At 68.4% G+C, this 20,895-nt stretch carries 21 protein-coding genes; 7 read left to right on the top strand and 14 right to left on the bottom strand.

What is annotated here, in order from left to right:
• Position 1 precedes the first annotated feature (1 nt).
• The 9 genes from HJG43_00935 to HJG43_00895 form a co-directional block, all read right to left on the bottom strand.
• Entirely contained in the window at positions 2 to 727 is a 726-nt protein-coding gene (locus HJG43_00935; protein UER55586.1) for a hypothetical protein, read from the bottom strand.
• 27 nt (positions 728 to 754) lie between these two features.
• Positions 755 to 1,228 (bottom strand): hypothetical protein, encoded by a 474-nt coding sequence (locus tag HJG43_00930; GenBank protein ID UER53360.1) that lies wholly within the window; start codon positions 1,226 to 1,228, stop codon positions 755 to 757.
• 2 nt (positions 1,229 to 1,230) lie between these two features.
• The gene (locus HJG43_00925; protein ID UER53359.1) at positions 1,231 to 1,995 is read right to left on the bottom strand and encodes an enoyl-CoA hydratase/isomerase family protein; all 765 of its coding nucleotides are present in this window, start codon (positions 1,993 to 1,995) and stop codon (positions 1,231 to 1,233) included.
• The gene (locus HJG43_00920) at positions 1,995 to 3,158 is read right to left on the bottom strand and encodes a thiolase family protein (GenBank protein ID UER53358.1); all 1,164 of its coding nucleotides are present in this window, start codon (positions 3,156 to 3,158) and stop codon (positions 1,995 to 1,997) included. Before HJG43_00920 ends, HJG43_00925 begins: the two co-directional genes overlap by 1 nt.
• A 32-nt stretch (positions 3,159 to 3,190) precedes the next feature.
• On the bottom strand, positions 3,191 to 4,210 hold the full coding sequence (locus HJG43_00915) for a hypothetical protein (protein UER53357.1): 1,020 nt from the start codon (positions 4,208 to 4,210) through the stop codon (positions 3,191 to 3,193).
• A complete protein-coding gene (locus HJG43_00910; GenBank protein UER53356.1) occupies positions 4,207 to 5,211 on the bottom strand; it encodes an LLM class flavin-dependent oxidoreductase in 1,005 nt (334 codons plus the stop codon). Before HJG43_00910 ends, HJG43_00915 begins: the two co-directional genes overlap by 4 nt.
• 46 nt (positions 5,212 to 5,257) lie before the next feature.
• The gene (locus HJG43_00905; protein ID UER53355.1) at positions 5,258 to 6,304 is read right to left on the bottom strand and encodes a nitronate monooxygenase; all 1,047 of its coding nucleotides are present in this window, start codon (positions 6,302 to 6,304) and stop codon (positions 5,258 to 5,260) included.
• 30 nt (positions 6,305 to 6,334) lie between these two features.
• Positions 6,335 to 7,483 (bottom strand): hypothetical protein, encoded by a 1,149-nt coding sequence (locus HJG43_00900; protein UER53354.1) that lies wholly within the window; start codon positions 7,481 to 7,483, stop codon positions 6,335 to 6,337.
• Positions 7,484 to 7,573: 90 nt separating this feature from the next.
• A complete protein-coding gene (locus HJG43_00895) occupies positions 7,574 to 8,365 on the bottom strand; it encodes an NUDIX domain-containing protein (protein UER53353.1) in 792 nt (263 codons plus the stop codon).
• 122 nt (positions 8,366 to 8,487) lie between these two features.
• Here HJG43_00895 and HJG43_00890 point away from each other — a divergent pair, with 122 nt between their 5' ends.
• The 7 genes from HJG43_00890 to HJG43_00860 are packed head-to-tail and all read left to right on the top strand — an operon-like array spanning position 8,488 to position 15,526.
• A complete protein-coding gene (locus HJG43_00890) occupies positions 8,488 to 9,648 on the top strand; it encodes a thiolase family protein (GenBank protein ID UER53352.1) in 1,161 nt (386 codons plus the stop codon).
• On the top strand, positions 9,645 to 10,808 hold the full coding sequence (locus HJG43_00885; protein ID UER53351.1) for a thiolase family protein: 1,164 nt from the start codon (positions 9,645 to 9,647) through the stop codon (positions 10,806 to 10,808). The genes HJG43_00890 and HJG43_00885 overlap by 4 nt, the downstream gene beginning before the upstream one ends.
• Positions 10,809 to 10,810: 2 nt before the next feature.
• A complete protein-coding gene (locus HJG43_00880; GenBank protein ID UER53350.1) occupies positions 10,811 to 11,902 on the top strand; it encodes a hypothetical protein in 1,092 nt (363 codons plus the stop codon).
• The gene (locus HJG43_00875) at positions 11,902 to 13,062 is read left to right on the top strand and encodes an acyl-CoA/acyl-ACP dehydrogenase (protein ID UER55585.1); all 1,161 of its coding nucleotides are present in this window, start codon (positions 11,902 to 11,904) and stop codon (positions 13,060 to 13,062) included. The genes HJG43_00880 and HJG43_00875 overlap by 1 nt, the downstream gene beginning before the upstream one ends.
• Positions 13,063 to 13,100: 38 nt before the next feature.
• Complete coding sequence (locus HJG43_00870) at positions 13,101 to 14,126, top strand: CoA transferase (GenBank protein ID UER53349.1); 1,026 nt, start codon at positions 13,101 to 13,103, stop codon at positions 14,124 to 14,126.
• Positions 14,123 to 14,761, top strand: coding sequence for a TetR/AcrR family transcriptional regulator (locus tag HJG43_00865; GenBank protein UER53348.1), 639 nt, complete (start codon positions 14,123 to 14,125; stop codon positions 14,759 to 14,761). Before HJG43_00870 ends, HJG43_00865 begins: the two co-directional genes overlap by 4 nt.
• 3 nt (positions 14,762 to 14,764) lie before the next feature.
• On the top strand, positions 14,765 to 15,526 hold the full coding sequence (locus HJG43_00860; protein ID UER53347.1) for an SDR family oxidoreductase: 762 nt from the start codon (positions 14,765 to 14,767) through the stop codon (positions 15,524 to 15,526).
• A 32-nt stretch (positions 15,527 to 15,558) separates the two neighbouring features.
• Here HJG43_00860 and fabG read toward each other — a convergent pair whose 3' ends face one another.
• From fabG to HJG43_00835, 5 genes are all read right to left on the bottom strand, one after another.
• Positions 15,559 to 16,326, bottom strand: a complete 768-nt coding sequence (gene fabG, locus HJG43_00855; protein UER53346.1) for a 3-oxoacyl-ACP reductase FabG — start codon at positions 16,324 to 16,326, stop codon at positions 15,559 to 15,561.
• Between the two features lie 85 nt (positions 16,327 to 16,411).
• On the bottom strand, positions 16,412 to 17,461 hold the full coding sequence (locus HJG43_00850; protein UER53345.1) for a phosphotransferase family protein: 1,050 nt from the start codon (positions 17,459 to 17,461) through the stop codon (positions 16,412 to 16,414).
• Entirely contained in the window at positions 17,458 to 18,618 is a 1,161-nt protein-coding gene (locus HJG43_00845; protein ID UER53344.1) for an acyl-CoA/acyl-ACP dehydrogenase, read from the bottom strand. The genes HJG43_00850 and HJG43_00845 overlap by 4 nt, the downstream gene beginning before the upstream one ends.
• Positions 18,615 to 19,811 (bottom strand): acyl-CoA dehydrogenase, encoded by a 1,197-nt coding sequence (locus HJG43_00840; protein ID UER53343.1) that lies wholly within the window; start codon positions 19,809 to 19,811, stop codon positions 18,615 to 18,617. The genes HJG43_00845 and HJG43_00840 overlap by 4 nt, the downstream gene beginning before the upstream one ends.
• Positions 19,808 to 20,890, bottom strand: a complete 1,083-nt coding sequence (locus tag HJG43_00835) for an MBL fold metallo-hydrolase (protein UER53342.1) — start codon at positions 20,888 to 20,890, stop codon at positions 19,808 to 19,810. Before HJG43_00835 ends, HJG43_00840 begins: the two co-directional genes overlap by 4 nt.
• Positions 20,891 to 20,895 lie beyond the last annotated feature (5 nt).

Raw genomic sequence — 20,895 nt, 5'->3', positions numbered from 1 at the left:
GTCAGGCCGGACCGCGACGAAAGCGCCGGGCTAGGCGTACGTCATCGAAGTACAGCGGATGAGTGTCGGACGTGCGCCACCCGATCTTGTCGTAGGCCGGGCCGACCTCCACGCCGGGTGCATCCAGTGGTACGAGGAATGCTGAGACCTCCGGCCGACCGGGTCGGCCGTGCCCGGTCGCGGCGAAGAGAATCACGTACTTCGATCTCGGCGTGCCTGAGTTGGTGATGAAGGCCTTGGAACCGGACAGACGCCACCCGTCGCCGTCCCGAACTGCCGAGGTGCGGATGTTGCCGGCGTCGGAACCGCCGCTGGGCTCGGTCAGGCCGAAGGAGATGAACGTCTCGCCACGCGCGGCCAGTGGCAGGATCTCCTTCTTCTGCGTGTCGTTGGCGAGTCGCTCGAACAGCGCGCAGGCAATGCCTTGGACGTGCGCGCTGGCACCGACGCCTCCGTCGACCCGTGAGATCTCCTCGATGGCCAGGCAGAACGAGGTGATGTCAGAGCCGGACCCGCCGTACTCCTCGCTGACGCGAAGCCCGAAGACGCCGAGCTCCCCCAAGCCGTCGATGATGGATTCGTCGAACGCGGCGTCGACCGTGCGCTGTGCGACGGTCGGCGCGAGCACGTTCGTGGTGAAGTTGCGCAGCACCGTGCGCCACGAGCGGTGGTCGTCGGTGAAGCACCAGGGGACGTCGAGGTCGATCCCATACGATGAGCTGTCGATGGCGGGCACGAGCTTCTCCTTAGCGAGTCAGTCGTCCAGGACCCAGTGGAAGTCGGTGACGAGCGCGGAGCGCTCGGCGGCGAACACGGCACTGACGCGGGCACCGATGTGCATCCGCTCCAGCGCGACGTGGTAGTCAGCCAGATCTAGGCCGTGAAGAAAATTGCCGATGGCGGTGTCCGCACGGTCTGGCCGTGCGTAGACGAGAGCATAAGGCGGCTCCGGATAGCCCGGGAAGCTCGTGTACCCGATCGTGGCTGCTTCGACCACAGCCTGCGGGCCTACGTCCAACCAGTCGTCGGAGGTCGGTACGAAGCATTCTTCGCAGAAGTCGCGGGGCGGCACTCGGACACGACGGCACCGTGGACACGGTGACGCCGTCAGCACGCCGCGGTCGCGCAGCGTGGTGAGGAACCGACTGGCTGCCGGACCCGCTGCGTGCTGGAAGTCGAGGTGCCATGCACCGGGGATCATGACGTGGCTGGCCGTGACGTCGCCCATGGTCAACTCCTCTTCACGAAGGCGTCCAGGTGCTCACGGACGTTCGGGCTCGTGGTGATGTGGTCCAGGAAGAGCTGTCGTTCATGGTGAGAGGCGGCTTGCGGCGGCCACTCCTCAGCGGCACGGGCCATCTCGCGGACCGCGGCGACTGCGAACCTGTCACGTGAGGCGAGCCGGTCGACGACGCGGTCCAGCTCCGCGTCGAAGCTCTCCGGTGCCACGGCCAGCGCGGCCAGTCCCCAGGCCTCGGCCTGCTGGCCCGAGATCATCTCACCGCTCTGGAGAAGCCAGCGCGCCCGCGCGCGGGGCAGGGCCCGGACCAGTCGCACCGAGCCACCGGCGCCGGGCAGCAGCGCGTGCTCGAGGTGGCGGTCGCCGATCCGCGCGGTCGTCGAGGCGAGCACCACGTCGCAAGCCAGGAGCATCTCGCAGCCGCCGGCCAGCGCGAACCCTTCGACAGCAGCGAGACTGGTGAACGGACCGGCCTCGATCGCGTCCAGGACGTCGCTCAGCCGGGTGACGTAGGCCTCGAGCTCCCGCCGGTCATGGATCAGGCCTCGCACGAGGTCGAGGTCAGCGCCGGCGCAGAAGTGGCCGCCGGACCCGCGAATCACGAGCAGCGAGGCGTCGCTGCGTGCCATGTCGACAGCGTGCTCGAGCCCCTCGATGACGCCGATGTCGATGCAGTTGCGCCGGTCGGGCCGGTCCAGACGCGCATGGACGACGTGACCGACCCGGTCGATGAGCACCTGTCCTACCCGGGTCATCAGTCGCCACCCCGGAGCACGGCCACGCCCACGAACTGGATCGAGCCGCCCGCGCCGCTCACCACAGCGGTGCGGCAGCCCTCCACCTGGTGATCACCGGCGCGGCCGCGGACCTGGCGCGCCCCTTCGGCGACCCGGGCCAGGGCGCTGACACTGATGGGGTTCGCGCAGAGTACGCCTCCCGACGGGTTGACGGGGATCCTCCCGTCACGATCGAACCGACCCTGCTCGGCGTCGGCGATGCCTCGGCCCGGCGCCGACAGGCCAAGGGCCTCCACAGCGATCGGCTCCATCGTGGCGAAGGGGATGTAGGGCTCTGCGACGTCGATCTCGCGCCCTGGGTCGGTGATCCCGGCCTGGGCGTAGGCCGCGGCTGCCGCGAGGGCGAGCTCAGGGAACAGCCCATGGTCGTTGTCAGAGACCGCGCCCATCTTGTCGCCCAGGAAGTAGGTGTTGGTACGGGCCGCGAACCCGTCGATCCAGGCCGTCGGTCGGGCCATGACGGCTGCACGCTCAGCCGAGGTCATCACCAGCGCGACGCCACCTGATGTCTGGGGACAGGCCATGTCCCTCCGGATCGGAGCAAACAGCAGAGGGCTGGCGAGCACCTCTTCCGGGGTAACAGGCTTGCGGAGGTGCGCCGCGGGGTTGAGCGCTCCGTTGTGCCGCAACCTGGAGGCGACCTGGGCCCACACCTCTTCCGCACGGCGCAGGCCGATGCCGTGGTGTCGCAAGTACCGCTGAGCCTGCAACGCCGTCATGGAGATCGTGTTGAGGGGCAGGAGGGACTCGTAGGCCGGATCCCAGATGAGGTTGAGGGCCTGCTGAGCGGGTTGGAGGGAGTCCCCCATCTTGTCGGCACCGACTACCAGGGCGCATTGAGACTCCCCGGCTGCGATCGCCCACCACGCCATCTGCGCCGCCGAGGTGCCGGTGGCCCCACCGGTGTGCACGCGCACGAGGCGCTTGCCGCGAGCCGCGAGCACGTCGACAATCTCCTGCTCAGGGTGCCCGAGGCCGTGCAAGGCGTCTGGGGCTTGAGAGAGCACGACAAGGTCCACGTCGGCCATGCTCACCGCGGCGTCGTCGAGGGCGGCCACCGCAGCGTCGCGAATGAGCCCGAAGAGGTCGGTGTCGGGTCGACGGGTGCGCATCGGTGTCATCCCGACACCGATGACACCGACCCTCGTTGCGCTCATGAGCAGGCACCCAGCAGAGTGAGGGACTGTCCCTGCCCGGCTCTGCCGTAGGAGGAGTGGGCGAGCGCGGTGGGAGCTCCCCGCTCGATGGCGGCGGCGGCACACACGATGCGCTCGAGTCCAGCGGCATAACCCGCGTTGCGGCGGAACAGGCCGCCCGACGGCTGCAGTCGCGGCAGGCTGCCTTCGATGACGGCGTCCGCGACGTCGACCGGATCGCCAAGCCCGAGAGCATGCGCGGCCATCAGCAGACGGAACACCGTTCGGTCAGTGGTCTCGATGATCTGGGCGCCCGCAGGGTCGACACCTGTACGTCCGAGGATCCGCTCGCGGAGCCTGCCCACCGGGTCCGGGTTCGCCTCGACTGGCAGCGCGCTGTCGGTGGCGAAGTCGACGGCCTTGATCTCTGCGCGAAGCCCGTCGGAAGCCACCAGCACCGCTACGGCGGCGCCGTCGACCGGGGCGAAGTGCGAGACCCGCAGCGGCGCGAACCAGACCCGGTCGTCATCCGTGTCGCGCGACAGGAAGGACGTCAGGGCGTCGAACCGGTCGGCGGTGAGGCCGTGGTCGTGCAACCAACGAGTGACGGCGAGCGCCTCGGCCGCCAGCGGGTGCGCTCCGACGGGCCGGGAGAACACCGGCTCAGGGTCGGGCGAGATCGCGTTGAGGGGGTCCGACTCCCCGGGGCTGTGCCACGAGACGACGAGCACCGCGCGGTCGACGCCTGCGGATACGCGCCACGTAGCCGACGCCAAGGCAACGGTGGGATCGTCGACCACCTTTGTCTCATCGCGGAGGTAGCCACCGGCGGGCCCCGCCAGGTGCATCGATGAGATCAGGCGGCCGTCCAGGGCGTCAGAGCCGGCAAGCACCACTCCGCTGACGTCCGCGCGCTCCAGGCCCGCATGGTCCAAGGCGGCCCGGGTCGCAAGATGGACGCCGAGCGGCAGGTCGAGACGCTCCTGTCCACTCCCGAACTGTGCCATCCCCCAGCCCGCCAGCCCGACCGCCGTCACGCCGGCACCCCTGGTGCAAGAGTCTCGATGATCGCGTCGACGTTGGCCTGCAGCTGGGCAGAGTCCAGCCCGAAGCTCGGCGAGTACAGCAACGTCTGTTCGTACAGCCCCCCGAACCGGTCCTGCAGCTGCTCGCCTACCTCGTCCGGCGTGCCGGCCACCGCGAAGAGGTCCACGACCTTGTCGGGCACGGCGGCGACCATGGCGTCGACGTCGCGTCGCGACCACGCCGCGCGAACCTCAGCCGCCATGGACTCGAGACCATGCACGGCCAAGGCGGGGAGGTAGGTTCGGACAACGGCGTAGAAGCCGATCTGCGCCTTCGCCCACCTCAAGGCCAGATCCGGGTTCTCGTTGACACTGCAGATGACGTACCCCGCGATGGGAACCGAGCAGTTCCGGTCGGCGCGGGATGCGCCGTCCTGGAGGGCCGGTCGCACGATGTCGTCCACGTAGCGACGGCTGAAGATCGGGTGACCCACCAGGCCGTCGGCCACGGATCCGGCGGCCCGCACCATTCGGGCATTGACCCCCGCAAGGTAGACAGGGATGTCTGCCCGCAACGGGGGGCGCACCGCCGCGGTAGGTCTGAGGGCCAGGTGGTAGAAGTCTCCGTCGTGCGACACGCCGGTGTCGTCCATGGACCACAGTCGGCGCAGCAGCGGCACCAGTTCCTCGACCCTTCGGGCCGGGGCCGTGGGATCACTGCCGTGCCAGTCTCGCTGCATGGTGCGCGTGCCGGTCCCCAGACCGAGGATCAGGCGGCCACGACTGAGCTCATCGAGGTCACGCGCCTCGGCCGACAGCACGAGCGGCGATCGCCCGACCGCGTACGCGATCGCACTGCCCAGCTGCACCCTCGAGGACGCCATGGACATCGCTGCCAACGAGACCACGGCAGTGCGCTCGTAGAACTCGGTCGTCCAGACTGAGTCGAAGCCGACCGCCTCTGCCCGACGGGTCACGTCCTGGACGAAGTCGAGGTCACCGCCGAGAAGCACCAGACCTCTGCCAGAGGCGCCAGCAGAATCGGCTACCACGGAATCGTCAGACCGTGGCGGCGCTGGCGGTCGTCATGCCCTGCACGAGTTGTTGTAGGACTTCGCTGGCCTCCCGCGCCATCTGAGGAACGAAGGTGGCCACGTCGATCACGTCGTGGATGCCGCTCGAGACCTGTCCGGCTGCGACCAGGCCGTTCTCGAGATCGCCGGTGGACTGCGCGAGCTGCAGAGCGTGGTCCTTCCACTCGGTCAGCTCATCGATCGTCATCTCCCCGTTGCGGACGATCTCAAGGAGACGGTCCGTAGCGGGAGTGCGTAGACCCCGGGCAGGGCCGTAGACGCCCGGGAACACCACGTCGTCACCCTCCTGTGCGTCGACGACGAACTGTGCGACCGAAGGGTGCCAGTCGGTGTTGTCGGTGGAGGCGATGAACCGTGTGCCCATGGCGACGCCCGATGCGCCGAGCGCCAGTGCGGCGGCAAGGGTCCGTCCGTCGCGCGCTCCACCCGAGAGCAGGACGGGCACCGATACCGCCGCGGTGACGTTCGGCAGGAGGACGAAGGTGTGCACGGGTGACTGGTGCGTGTGACCGCCCATCTCGTACCCCGAGGCGATGATGACGTCGGCGCCGGCCTCTTCGGCCTTGATCGCTTGACGGGTACTACCGACCTTGTGCTGGTGGATCAGGCCAGCGTCCTTGATCCGTGCAGCGAACGACCCGGGGAAACCGGCACTGGTGGTGAGTACCTTGAGCTGCTGCCCAACCTTGTCGTCCGCCTCGCGTGCCTCGATGACGGCGTTGATGTACGCCTCCGTGATCGGAAGCACCTTGCCGGTGTCGTCGGCGCCGACCGGCACGTTGACAGCGAACGGCTTGTCAGTACGGGCGGCGCACTCGGCGATGTGACGGCGCATGATGGCCGCACCCTCGCTCGGTTCCTGCGACATGCCCGGCATGCTGACGGTGCCCATCCCCCCGGCGTTGCTCACGGCCGCTGCCAGGGCCACGGTCTTGAACGGGCCCATGCCCTCCTGGATGATCGGGTGCTCGATGCCGACCAGTTCGGTGTACCGGGTAGCGAGAAACGACATGAACGGCTCCTAGATTTTCGGTCAGAAGGTCTAGCGGTCGGCGGTGAGGATCAAGGCCGAGCCGTCGTTGAGAGCGCCGGAAGTGACCACGGCGACCTCGTGGCGGGGCGCCTGGCGCTCGCCGCACCGACCCTGTACCTGCAGCACGGCTTCGGTGACCGTGTTCATCCCGTGCAGGTACCCTTCGGCAAGCAGGCCACCATGGGTGTTCATGGGGAGTGACCCGTCGACAGCGGTGGCACCGGACCGGATGAACTTGCCAGCCTCACCCCGCTCCACGAGGCCGAGCCCCTCAATGGTCATCAGCACCGTGCTGGTGAAGCAGTCGTAGATCTCCGCGACGTCGACGTCGCCTGGTCCGATGCCGGCGCGCCCGAACAGGTCCTCACGTAGGAGGTAGCCGTAGTTGTAGGTGAAGTCCTCGGTCAACAGCTGGTCGCCGATGTCGAGGCCTGGGCGAGGTCCTGCGGCGTAGGCACCCGATGCGATGCGGACCGGGGGTTGCGCGAGGTCGCGAGCGCGGTCAAGCGTGGTCACCAGTAGTGCGCAGGCTCCGTCGACCTCGGTGGTGCAGTCGGCGGCACGGAAGGGTTCCGCGATCCAGGGGCTGTCGAGGTAGCTCTGCATGTCGAGGGGTTTGCGGAGGATCGCACGCTCATTCAGCTCGGCGTAGGCGCGCTGCGCGATGGCCACCGCCGCTAGATCCGCCTCGGTCGCACCTACCTCGTGCATGTAACGACGCGCCCACATGGCGATGTACATCAGATAGGCGTTGTAACCGATGGGGTAGCGGAACTGGGCGGCTCCACCAGCAAAGCGGCCGCTGCCGACGCGAACGCCAGAGCGTCCGTTGAGGGCGCGGAAAACCAGGACGGCCTCGGCCTGACCGGTCGCCACGGCGGTGGCCGCCTGGTACGTGATGATGCTCGGCGACTGGCCTCCCTGCTGAAAGTCCAGCACGTAGCGGAGGCCGGGCAGCGCCAGCGCCGTCGCGACCGCCTCACAGCTCACCGAGTCGTTGAGCACCGAGAAGCTGGCGACCCCGTCCACCTCGTCCTTGGACATGCCGGCGTCGGCCACTGCGTTGCGGGCGGCCTCGGCAGCCAAGGAGAGAACGGTACGGCCGGACTTGCGGGACAGCTCCGTGTACCCGACTCCGGCGATGGCGACCTCGCGCATGTGCGCCTTCCTCTCATCGTTCTCGAACACTTAGTTGAAGTTCGACTTGCGGGAAGGCTACGTCCCTCCGGTCGCGTTGTCTACTACCCGCTATCGACCGTCAGCCGCGTCAGGCACTCGCCACGGCAGCGACCCCAGCGGTACCGGCGCGGCGCCCGGGCGGACGATCACGTTGGTGCCTCCGGCGCCGTCGGAGACCAGTCGCGCACGAGTCGGTTCCCGGACTGCTCCCGTGCGTGCCGCCGTAAGGACCGCAGCCGTGTCGGTCTGCTGGCACAGAGTCAGGTGATACCGGGTCGGCGGCAGCAGGCGCGGCGTCCACTCTTCACTGTGCAGCACGTCAGCGGGCCGAACCCAGACCGAGTCGACCGCCTCGCCGCTGTCGTGCTCCGATACCTGACCCGCCGGTGCGACTGCGTAGTAGAAGAAGGTGTCAAACCGGCGAGGGGCGCCTTCGGGCGTGATCCACCGGTCGTGGTAGGCGAGCGACGCCGCGTCTAGACGCAACGCTCGCTGCTCGAACGCCGCGGCGAGTGAGGCCCCACGCGCAAGCTCGCTACGCACCTCACGGGCGTGCTCGACACTTGCCGGGGCGCCACTCCGGTCAACGGCGAGCAGAATCAGCGCCTCCTCGCAGGTCTCGCGCACCGCGGCGACGGTGACCTCGTCGACGGCACTCGCGACATGCTCGCCGGTCACGAGCGCAGGGATGTGCTGATCGCTGGGATCGATGCTGCCGCCGGGAAAGACATACCGGTCCGGGGCGAACGCCGCCTTGGAGGTCCGGCGCAGCAGCAGCACCTCGACTCCGTCACGGCCGTCACGGACGACGACCACGCTCGCTGCCCGTCGAGGGGGGACCACCATCGTGTCCTCGATCACCGAACGCTCCCATCCCATCAGACGGATATCGACTTGCTGGTCGAATGATTGTAGACTTCCCGCCACCTCTCGCGCGAGGCACCACCACGCGCGTCGATACCGCGAGCCGAAGGAGCAGCGCTGTGAACGAGGTCGTGATCGTCGACGGTGTGCGTAGTCCGATGGGACGGCGGGGAGGAGGGCTGGCCGGGGTGCACCCGGTTGACCTGTTGGCGCATGTGCTGAGCGAGCTCATCGACCGCACCGGGATCGACGCAGCCACCGTCGACGACGTGATCGGCGGCTGCGTGGGACAGGTAGGCGAGCAGTCCTTCAACGTCACCCGCAACGCGTGGTTGGCTGCCGGACTCCCGATCTCGGTACCAGCGGTCACGGTCGACCGGCAGTGCGGCTCAAGCCAGCAGGCACTGCACTTCGCCGCACAAGGGATCGCCTCCGGCAGCTACGACGTCGCCATCGCGTGCGGCGTGGAGTCGATGAGCCGGATTCCTATCGGCTCCGCTGCGACCTTCCAGGGGTCGCCGTACAGCGAACAGCTGCTCGCGGCCCATCCGCTGGTCTCGCAGGGCGAGTCGGCCGAGCGCATCGCGGAGAAGTGGGGGTTCTCCCGATCCGACCTGGACGCGGTGGCAGTGCGTTCTCACCGCCGGGCGATCGCAGCACGGGAGGCGGGCGTGTTCGCCCGAGAAATCGTCCCGGTCAAGGTGGGCGAGACCCTGGTGGAGCACGACGAGGGGATCCGAGAGCCCGACCCAGAGCGGATCGCCTCTCTCAAGCCGGTCTTCCGGGAGGATGGCGTGATCACCGCCGCGAACTCCTCGCAGATCACCGACGGCGCTGCCGCGCTGCTGCTGATGCGTGAGGACCGGGCACAGGAGCTCGGGCTGACACCACGGGCGCGGTTGGTGTCGATGGCGCTGGCCGGTGACGACCCGGTGATGATGCTCACCGCACCGGCCCCCGCCACTCGCAAGGCCCTCGGCCGAGCCGGGCTGGATGTGGACGACCTCGACGCGGTGGAGATCAACGAGGCGTTTGCGAGCGTCGTGCTGGCTTGGCGAGACGAGCTGAACATCTCCGAGGAGTGGTACGACGCGCACGTCAACCTGCACGGCGGCGCCATCGCCATGGGGCACCCCCTCGGTGGATCCGGTGCCCGACTGATGATCAGCCTGATGTCGGTTCTCGAGGAACATGGCGGGCGCTACGGACTCCAGACCATGTGCGAAGGTGGCGGCCAGGCGAACGCGACGATCATCGAACGCTGGGGCGCCAGTCGATGAGCGCCACCTTCGTCGTGGGGACGGGCATCTCCCCCTTCGACCGCGCCCCCAGTACCCGGTCCGCCGACCAGGTCGAGCACGCCGTCCGCGCGGCGCTCGACGATGCCGCCGTCAGTCTGGACCAGATCGACGCTGTCTACGTCGGCAATGCTGCCGGCGGCCTGCTGACGGGGCAGGAGATGATTCGGGGCCAGGTGCTGCTGCGCGGACTGGACCTCGACGGAACCCCTATCGTCAACTGCGAGAACGCCTGTGCCAGCGGCTCAACTGCGCTGTACCTGGCCGACACTGCACTGCGCGCCGGCCGAGCCGGCACCGTACTCGTCGTCGGTGCGGAGAAGATGGCCAGCGAGGACAAGCAGCGCCCGATGACTGCCTTGGCTGCGGCCGTGGACCAGGAACGGCTGGAGGAGGAGACCCCCGAGATCCGGGGTGACGGCTCACTGTTCATGGACATCTACGCGCAGCTGGCCCGGGACTACCTGACCGACCACGACGCCCGCCCAGAGGACTTCGCCGCACTGGTGGTGAAGAACCGGCGCCACGCCTCGCACAACCCCGTGGCCCAGTTCGCGGCACCCCTGACCGTCGAGGAGGTCCTCAACGCCCGGCTGATCAACGACCCCCTCACCCTCCCGATGTGCTCACCCATCGGCAACGGCGCCGCCGCGGTCGTCCTCACCACCGAGCCCTCGCCTGAAGCCACCCCCGTGAGGCTGCTGGCCTCCAGCCTGGTCTCTGGCCGAGGACGGCACGCCGAACCGGCTGTCACGCACGCGGCGCGGTTGGCGTTCAGCCAGGCCGATGTCTCACCCGACGCGGTGGACCTTGCCGAGGTGCACGATGCCACCGCGCCGGCAGAGCTGATCGCGCTGGAGGAGCTGGGCCTGCTCGCACCGGGCGAGGGCGTCTTCGCCGTGCGCAAGGGGCGGTTGAGCGTCGGTGGCGACCTGCCGACGAACCCCAGCGGCGGACTGGTGTGCAAGGGCCACCCGGTGGGCGCCACTGGCGTGGCGCAGGTGGTCGAGGTCGCCGACCAGCTCCGCGGCCGCGCCGGGGGGCGTCAGGTCGAGGGCGCCCGGATCGGGATCACCGAGAACGCCGGTGGTTGGCTGGGCGGTGATGTCGCGGCGGCCGCGGTACACATCCTGGGCCGATAAGCATGAGCGACAATGATCGGCCTGGCGCCCCGGGGATCGCCTTCGAGCGATCGTTCCGCACGACCCGGTACCTCGACCCGTCCCAGAACTGGGCTCCTGCCCAGATCACCAGCGAGATCCGGCGTGACCCGCTGCTGGGAACCACCGGCCGGCTCGCACACTTTGTCGGATTCGCACCTCAGCCGGAGGACTTCGCGGCACTCGCCGCCACCACGCGTGAGATCTGTCCATTCTGTCCGGACCGACTGGAGGTCGTGACCCCGCAGCTGCCTCCCGACGTCTTCGGCGCCGGCCGCCTTCGTCGGGGGCAGGCGACCCTGGTGCCGAACCTTTCTCCCTACGACGCGTTCAGCGCCGTCACGGTGATCTGCGCAGAGCACTTCGTGCCGATCGGTGACTGGTCCCCCGAGCTTCTCGTCGACGCCATCAGTCTGGCGCGGGACTATGCGGCGGCCATTCGCGCAGCTGGGCATGCGCTGCCCTACACGCTGCTGAGCTGGAACTACATGCCGCCCGCGGCGTCGACGCAGATCCATCCGCATCTGCAGGTGATCGTCACCGACGAGCCGGGGACCAACGTCAAGGCAAGGATCGGGGCCCAGCGGGAGTACCTCAAGCGTTGGGGCCGTCCCTTCTTCGACGATCTGGTGGAGACCGAGCGCGCCGTGGGCGAACGATGGGTCCACGACAGCGAGCACGTGACGGTTCTCACCGACTTCGTCTCGCTCTCAGCACTGTCGGACGTGCGCATCGTCTTCTCCGACCACCAGGTGCTGGACACCCTCGACGACGCAGCGCTGGAGGACTTCTGCGCCGTCATGTCCCGGCTGCTGCGTGCACTGGGGGAGACCGGTGTCTCCAGCTTCAACATGTCCTTCTTTCCCGCCACGGCCGATGCCGCTGACGGCGGCCGGCTGCACGCCGTCCTCACGCCCCGGCTGTCGTTCTCCCCTGCGCTGCACGCCACCGATATCGGCGCGCTGAACCTCCAGCTCGGCGAGCCCTACATGGCACGTAGCCCGGAAGAACTCGCCACCTCGCTACGACCCGCGTTCCGCCCGCCGTTCGCGGGTGCCGCCTCAGGAGGATCGTGATGGACTTCGCCGAATCCGAGCTGCACCGCGACATCCGCGCTTCGGTGCACGCGATCGCCGAGAAGTACGGCCACGCCTACTACCAACGCGCGGCCGCGGAGGGTTCCCACAGCGAGGAGCTGTGGAAGGAGGTTGCAGACGCCGGTTTCGTCGGGGTGAGCCTGCCCGAGGAGTACGGCGGCGGAGGGCTCGGGATCAGCGAGCTGGCGGTCGTCGGTGAGGAGCTGGCCGCACACGGCTGTCCGCTGTTGCTCCTCGTCGTTTCGCCCGCGATATGCGGCACGGTGATCTCTGCCTACGGCACCCCGGAGCAGAAGCAACGATGGCTACCCGACCTGTGCTCGGGATCAGCCAAGATGGCCTTCGCGATCACCGAGCCCGAGGCCGGGAGCAACAGTCACCAGCTCGCTACCCAGGCTCGTCGTGATGGGGAAGAGTGGGTGCTCAACGGCACCAAGCACTACATCTCCGGGGTGGACGAGAGCCGCGAGATCCTGGTCGTGGCCCGAACCGGGCGCGATGACTCCGGTCGCGGGCGCCTGAGCCTCTTCGTGGTGCCCACCGACGCCGCGGGGCTGAGTTGGCATCCGATCTCGATGCAGGTCAACGCCCCGGAGAGTCAGTTCACGGTCAGCTTCGAGAACGTGCGGGTACCCGCCGACCGCCTGCTGGGCGAGGAGGGCGAGGGGCTGCGGCTCATCTTCGCCGGCCTCAACCCGGAGCGGATCATGACGGCCGCCCACGCGTGCGGGCTGGGCCGCTACGCGCTGGGCAAGGCGGCGCGCTACGCGCAGGAGCGCGTCGTGTGGGGCGTACCCATCGGTGCCCACCAGGGGCTGGCCCACCCGCTCGCGGAGGCCTGGATCCACCGGGACCTGGCGTGGCTGATGACCCAGAAGGCTGCTTGGCTGGTGGATGCGGGGACGAGTCCTCGTGAGGCAGGGGTCGCCGCCAACAGCGCGAAGCTCGCTGCCGCGGACGCCGCGGTGGAGGCTCTGGACCGGGCGATCCAGGTACACGGCGGCCACGGCCTGTCCACGGAGTTCGGCCTGGCGGACCTCTGGGGGTTCGTGCGCCTGCACAAGACGGCCCCCGTGAGTCGCGAGATGGTGCTCAACCACGTGGCGCAGCAGGTGCTGCAGCTGCCCAGGTCGTACTGATGTGGCAGGCGGCGCGACCGGTACTGACCGGTGTCAAGGTGCTCGACCTCAGCCTGCAGCTGCCCGGCCCGTACGCCACTCGGCTGCTCTGCGACCTCGGGGCCGAGGTTCACCGGATCGAGCCGCCCGGCGGAGACCCCGCCCGCGCCTTTCCCTCCCTCTACGGCGAGGTCAACGCCGGCAAGCGGGTGGAACAGGTGGATCTGAAGTCCGACGCCGGACGAGCCCGCGTGCTAGGGCTGGCGCGCGAGTGTGACGTGCTCGTGGAGGGCTTCCGACCCGGTGTGCTCGAACGCCTGGGGGTGGGCTACGAGGCGGTGGCCAGGATCAATCCAGGGGTGGTCTACTGCTCGATCTCGGGATACGGGCACGACGGCGAGCGAGCCGACAAGCCTGGCCACGACCTCACGTATCACGCCGACGCCGGGACCTTGGCGCAGGGCGTACCGTCCTTCGCGGCCGTTCCACCGCTCCCCTATGCGGATCTCGCCTCCGGCCTGATGGCGGCCATGACGATCAGCGCCACGTTGGTCGGTCGCGCCACGAGCGGCAAGGGCGCTCATCTTGACGTGAGCATGGCTGACGTGATGGCCTCCTGGACCTTCCCCGTCGCTCTACCGCACGAGGCCGGAGAAGTTGACTTGTTCAATCACACACCGCACTACGGAGTCTTCGACACCGCCAACGGCCAGCGGATCGCGCTCGGCATCGTCCACGAGCAGCACTTCTGGGAACGGTTCTGCGACGAGTTCGACCTCACCGACGAACGCGACTCCACCTTCGCCGCACGCCAAAAGGACTACCACCGTCTGCGGCACCGCTTGGAGAGCCTCTTCGCAAGGCTTCCAGCCGAGGACATCCTGGCTCGCACGGCCCGCGCCGACGTACCGGCAGCCATGGTGCTTCGTCCGGTGGACGTGCTCGACAGTGCGCCCTTCCGGGAACGCGGAGCCATCCGGAGCAGCGAGTCGCGCCCAAGGTACGCTTATCCGGTGAGATTCGCGACAGATTTGACAAATCCATCCCACGAAGGACCGGCGTCCGCGCCTGGGGTGGAATCGTGAGCGGCCCGGCCGGCAACGACGAGCAGCAGCCGCTAAGTCGGGTGGGCCGCAAACGAAACCAGCGCATCGACGCCATCTTGCGCGTCGCCGCCAGGGTAGTCGCCGAGCACGGTTACCACCACACCTCGCTGGAGATGGTCGCCGAACAGGTGGATCTGACCAAGGCGTCGCTCTACCACTACTTCGACAGTAAGGACGCTCTGCTCAGTGCCTGCTTCGAGGCGGTTGCACAGCGGACCATCGATCGCCTGTCGGCGGTCGCCGACGCGGCGCCTACGCCCCTCGACGCATTGCGGGACCTGGTGGCAGAGCAGTTGAAGATCCTCGTGCTCGACGACCCCGACATGGCACGACTGTTCCTGCAGCACCAAGACTGGCCGCCATCGATGCGCGAGGAGCAGCGCCACTGGCGCAAGCTGCACGACGACGTCTTCGTCTCTGTTGTCGAGGCCGGCGTGGCCTCGGGGCAGCTGTGGCCCCGCGACCCACGGGTGGCCTTGCACTGCATGCACGGAGCTATCAACTACGTGCCGATCTGGTTCCGGTCGCGGTCAAAGCGCGAGGACGTGCGGCTGCTGAATCTGATCACCGAAAGCATCCTGGACATCTTTCGACCATCCCCTGAGAGGCACTGATCCATGACGCTCGATGAGTTGTTCGGCCTCGCGGGTCGCACGGCCCTGATCACCGGAGCCAGCCGCGGGATCGGTGAAGCGCTGGCTCAGGCTCTCGACGCCGCCGGTGCACGAGTCGTCCTCGCGGGCCGCGACCGTCAACGGCTCGAGCAGGCCGCCGCGTCCCTCCAGAACAACCCCCTCGTGCTCACGGCCGACCTGCAGACTCCTGAGGGCCCCACGACCCTGGCCCGCGAGGCCCGTGCCGCCGCAGGCACCATCGACGTGCTCGTCAACAACGCCGGTGGATCCTGGAACGAAGCCCTCGGCGACGTGGACGACGAGACCTGGGCGCGCACCATCCAGACCAACCTCACCGCTGCCTTCATCCTCACCCGGGAGCTCGTGCCGCCCATGGTGGACCGTGGCTGGGGTCGCGTGATCAACGTGGCGAGCGTCATGGGCCTGGTCGGCGACACCCACTCCAGTGCCTACGCCGCCAGCAAGGGCGGAATGATCGCCATGACTCGCTCCCTCGCGGCCGAGCTCGGCCGTGGCGGGGTCACCGTCAACGCTCTGTGCCCGGGTTGGGTGGAGACGGACCTGGTCAGCGGCCTACGCTCCGACCAGCGGTTCGAGCAGCGCGTCGTCCGGCGCACGCCCGTCCGTCGCTGGGGGACGCCGGCCGACATGGCTGCCGCGGCGGTCTTCCTGTCCGGCCCTGGGGCGGCGTTCATGACTGGACAGACCCTCGTCGTCGATGGGGGCCTGTCGGCCACCTGGTGATGCTGACGGCCATCCATGACGGCGCAACGTCCTCATGCCTTCGGTCCTCCAGCAACGTAGAGGACTTGACCGGAGACGAAGCCGGCACGGTCGCTGACAAAGAACGACACGGCGTTCGCCACGTCCTCCGGTACGCCGACCCGGCCGACCGGGATCTCCTCGGCTGCGGCGGTCTTGAACTCCTCGAACGAGAGGCCGATCCTGGCTGCTGTCGCGGCAGTCATGTCGGTCTCGATGAATCCCGGCGCAATGGCGTTGGCGGTGACGCCGAACTTGCCCAGCTCGAGGGCTAAGGTCTTCGTGAACCCCTGCAGGCCCGCTTTGGCGGCGGAGTAGTTGACCTGCCCGCGATTGCCGAGCGCGGACGTGCTTGAGAGGTTGACGATGCGCCCCCAGCCGGCCTTTGTCATGAATCCTTGGGTGGCGCGAGCCATGAGGAACGAGCCTCGCAGATGCACATCCATCACGGCGTCCCACTCCTCGACCGTCATGCGGAAGAGCAGGTTGTCCCGGATGATGCCAGCGTTGTTCACCAGTACCGTCGGCTCACCGAGTTCTGAGACGATCCGCTCGATGGCGTCGTGCACGGCGTCTTCGTCACGGACGTCGACGCGGACCGCCAGGGCCCGGCCACCTGCCGCCTGGATCTCCTCGACCACGGAGTAGCACGCCGACTCCTCGAGGTCGGCTACGGCGACGGCGAGGCCATCGGCTGCGAGACGCCGGGCGATGCTGGCACCGATACCTCGCGCTGCGCCGGTCACAACTGCTGTCCGGCTCGTGGTGGTGGCTGTGGTCATACGACACCTTCCGCAGGGTTGTGGTTAGAGGACGGGACGATGCTCGAGCCAGGAGCAGGGCGTCCCACAACGGCATAGTCCATCGTCACGGCCTCGTGAGTGTTCGGTGGGCCAGTTCCAGGTAGGACTGCACCGCATCCCGCGGCGAGTACTGAGCCTGCCCGAGCTCACCCGCAGCGCGCACGCGGTGATCGATACCCGCGGAGACCACGGCGATCTTGTAGTAGGCCAAAGCCATGTGAAAGTCCCAGTGGGCGAGCGCGACGCCACCCGCGGCCTCGTACTGAGCCGCAAGTGTTGGCACGTCCGGCAGACGCGGGCTCGACCAGGCACCGGGGGCGCCGAGGATGAGATCGAGCGCTGGGTCGCGGTAAGCGCACATCATCGCCACGTCGGCGATCGGGTCTCCGAGGGTGGACAACTCCCAGTCGACGACTGCCGCGATCCGAGTCTGTGAGCCAGGCGAGCCGGTGCCGAGGTCCACGATGGTGTTGTCGATGCGGAAGTCGCCGTGCACGATGCTGCTGGTCTTCTGCTCCGGCATCGCAGCGGCGAGCCGCCGGCTCACCTCACGGGCCAAGGGGTCGAGCGCGTCGGCTCCGACGATGTCCCACTGCCCGGACCAGCGCTTGAGCTGACGCTGCGCGTAGGCGTCTGGCCGACCGAATTCCGACAGACCGATGGCGTGGTAGTCCACTTTGTGCAGGGCCGCCAGTGTCTGCACCAGGCGGTCGGCGAGCGTGGAGACGACCTCGTCGTCCAGCTCATCGAGCTCAGCCCGGGTCTGGATGGATCGTCCCGGGACGAACTCGACCAGGGTGAACGGTGCACCGATGAGGGACTCGTCCGTGCACAGCGCCACAGCCCGGGCCACGGGGACGTCGGTCCGCAGCAGACTCGATGTCACGCGAAACTCCCTCGCTACATCGTGAGCCGACGGCGTCCGGCCGGCACGAGGGGGAGTGCGCAGCACCCACCGACGGGTGCCGTCGGTGAGAAGGAACGTGAGGTTGGAGCGACCGCCGGTAATCAGGCGGGCACTGATCGGACCGGCCACGGCTTCGCCGGCCCCTTCGAGAACCTTCGCGATGGCCGCCAGCTCGGCACGGCTCAGGAGCCCCGGAGCCGTACTCACGAGATCTCTCGTCCTGGAGGAGCGGCAACTGGGCCGCCGTCGGCGGACCCTCCATCCGCCTCGCCTGAACCGACCGGCAGATCGACCAGCTCCGCGAGCCGAGACCGGTGCTCCCCGGGCTGGCCAAATGCGAGCTGATCAGTCTTGGCCCGCTTGAGGTAAAGATGCACGGGATGCTCCCAGGTCATGCCGATGCCGCCGTGCAGCTGCAGCGCCTCCTCCGCAGCCGTGACGGCGACATTGCCGCAGTATGAGGCGGCGACGGCGGTCGCGACCTCGGCGTCACTGTCGCCGACGGCCAACGTGGCCGCGGCGTACCGGGCCGCCGCGGTGCCCGACTCCACGCTGACGTACAGATCGGCGAGGCGGTGCTTAAGCGCCTGGAAGCTGCCGACCGGCCGTCCGAACTGGCGGCGCTCGCGCAGGTACTCGACGGTGGTCGCCAGACACCACGACGCGATACCGACTTGTTCGGAGGCCAGCATCGCGGCACCGGTCCGGAGCGCGGCGCGCAGGCTGCCTTCGCCATCACCTCGCACACGTGTACCCGGCGCCGCCTCGAGGACGACATCTGCCAACTGACGCGACATGTCCAGGGAGACAACGGGATTGATCCTCGCACCGGCAACAGGTACCGCGTAGATCGCCAAGCCGTCGGACTCGTCGACTGGAACGAGCAGGACGTCGGCCTCCAGCGCTCCGGCGACGTTCGGCACGGCGCCGGTCACAGTGCCTCCGGTGGCTGAGAGGTGGGGCAGCGCGCCGTGGGGAGCAGTGGTGAACGGAACCGCGAGCGCAGCCGTCGTCCCGCCGGTGGCGAGGTCGGCCACCACGGAGTGGCCAGACCCGATGACGGCCACAGTCGCGACGACGGCGCTGGTGAGGAACGGGACCGGCGCAACCACTCGGCCCAGCTCCTCACAGACAGTGGCGACCTCCCGGGCCGACGCACCGAGGCCTCCCTCGGCCTCGGGTACCAGCAGTCCCGCGAGTCCGAGGTCCTGAGCGATCGTCTTCCAGAGCGGTTCCACGACCGTCCGGTCACCGTCGTACATGGCGATCACGGCAGACGGAGTCACACGATCCCGGAGCGCGTCGCGGACCGTGCGGCGCAGGTCGTTCTCGACGTCGGTGTACAGCAGGTCCAGCTCACTCACTTCGCCAGCTCCTTGAACGGGATCTCACGGTCGACTCGAGGCTCCGGCGGGAGGCCGAGCACACGTTCGGCCACGATGTTGCGCAAGATCTCCGACGTGCCGCCCTCGATCGAGTTCCCTTTCGCCCGTAGGTAGCGGTACCCAGGGCCGCGTCCGAGGAAATCGACCTCGACCGGCCGCCGCAAGGTCCAGTCGTCGTAGCGCAGCCCCTCAGCACCGAGCACTTCCAGCTCCAACCCACTGAGCTGCTGGGCGAGCCGCGCGAAGGTCAGCTTCATCGCCGATCCCTCCGGTCCAGGCTGACCTGCCATGAGCTTCTGGCGCAGTCGCTGACCCGTCAGGCGAGCCGCCTCGGACTCCACCCACAGCTGCATCAAGCGGTCGTGCAGATCGGGCCGTCGCCGAGCCGGGTTCGAGCGCCACGCTGCCGCCGCCACTCCGACCATGCCGCTCTCCCGCGGCACCGGACCGCCGCCGATGGCGATCCTCTCGTTGTTCAGCGTGGCGTTGGCGACCTTCCACCCCTCGCCGACGGCGCCGATGCGGTTGGAGTCCGGGATACGGACACCGGTGAGGAACACCTCGTTGAACTCAGCTTCCCCGGTGATCTGACGAAGGGGACGCACCTCGATCCCGGGGTCGGTCATGTCACAGATGAAATAGGTCAAGCCCGCATGCTTAGGCAGACTGGGGTCGGTGCGTGCCAGGAGGATGGCGAGGTGAGCGTTCTGCGCGGACGAGGTCCAGACCTTTTGCCCGTCGACCACCCAGTCCTCCCCGTCGCGCACGGCTCTCGTGGCCACGGCAGCCAGGTCAGACCCTGCGTTCGGTTCGCTGAACAGCTGGCACCAGATCTGCTCGCCTGTCCACAGCGGGCGCAGGTAGGTGTCGAGCTGCTCCTCAGTGCCGTAGGCGAGAAGCGTGGGCGCCGCCATGCCCAGCCCGATCACGTTGACCCGCGGATGATTGTCGGGCGCACCGGCCTCTTCGAACATGGCGTCCACCATGGGCTGCAGCTCCCGCGGCAGCCCAAGTCCACCGCGGCCCACCGGGAAGTGGACCCACGCGAGCCCCGCGTCGAAGCGAGCTCGCAGGAACTCGATGCGGTCGGTGGTCATGGGGTCGTGGTTGGCCAAGAAGGTGGCGACCTGCTCGGCCAGCCTGGCCACGGCGTCGTCGGTGCTGGGGCTCATCGTGCCTCCGGGTCATCGTGGGTCCATTGCGGCAGCTGGTAGCAGTGGGCACCCGCGTCAGCGCCCTGGTTGAGACGCCGCTGCGCGACCAGGAGCCGCAGGTGCGCATCGGTCTCGAGCACCGCCAGCATGGCGTTGAAGGGGTCTAGGTCGGCAAGCGCGAGGCCACGGCGGGTCCAGGGGATCTCAGTGGCGACGTCTGCGGCGGTGCGACAACCCCCCGCGACGAGCTCCTCGCACCGATGCAGGCGTTCCTCGTGGTGGGCCAACAGCTCATCGACGCGTTGATGCACGCTGGTGGTCACCTGCCCGTGCGCAGGAAGAAGCATCATGTCGGGCAGCGCACGCACCTTGGCCAAGGAGGCGAGGAAGTCACTCAACGGTAGCGGGGAGGGCACTGGCTCGAAACCGATTGACGGAGTGATCGTCGGCAGCACGTGGTCGCCCGCGAACAGCACGCCAGAGGCAACGTCGGCGAAGACGTAGTGGCCGCGGGTGTGCCCCGGCGTGGCGAGGGCAGCCAGCGTGCGGGCGCCGAGACTGATCTCAACGTCTCCCTCCAGCCAGTCGTCAGGCTCTTGCCAGAGCTTGGGGTCGACGCTGTGTCCAGCGGACTCGGTGCGCCATGCTTCAGCCAGGTCTCGCGCGCCGGCCTGGACCAGACGGCGGTACTGGGACTCGACCACGCTCCGCCCCGCGCCGAAGTACTCGATGGCGTCGCGGTCACCGATGCCCAAAGTCACCCGGGCGCCGAACTCCTGGCGCACAGTGACTGCCTGCGTGTAGTGGTCTCGGTGCGCGTGGGTCACTAGGAACCTGGTGACGTCACCGACCTCGTGCCCCAGGCTGCGCAGCGCGGCGTCGAACGCGCTCCGTGACTCCTCAAGCGCCCACCCACCGTCGATGCACACCAGAGCGGCGGGAGTGCGGATGAGATAGACGTTGACGGCGCGCAGGGCGTCGTTGGGCAGCGGCAGCGGGATCCGGAACACTCCCTCAGCGACCGGCTCTGCCGTCGGCTCGGTCCAAGCCGCGCGAGCGCTCACCAACGCGCTTCTTCCGGCGAGGGGACATGCCATGCCAG

It is taken from the genome of Kineosporiaceae bacterium SCSIO 59966 (genome assembly GCA_020881835.1).
GTDB lineage: Bacteria > Actinomycetota > Actinomycetes > Actinomycetales > SCSIO-59966 > SCSIO-59966.
Note: the sequence above shows the minus strand (reverse complement) of the source record. Positions and strands in the feature narration are given on the sequence as shown.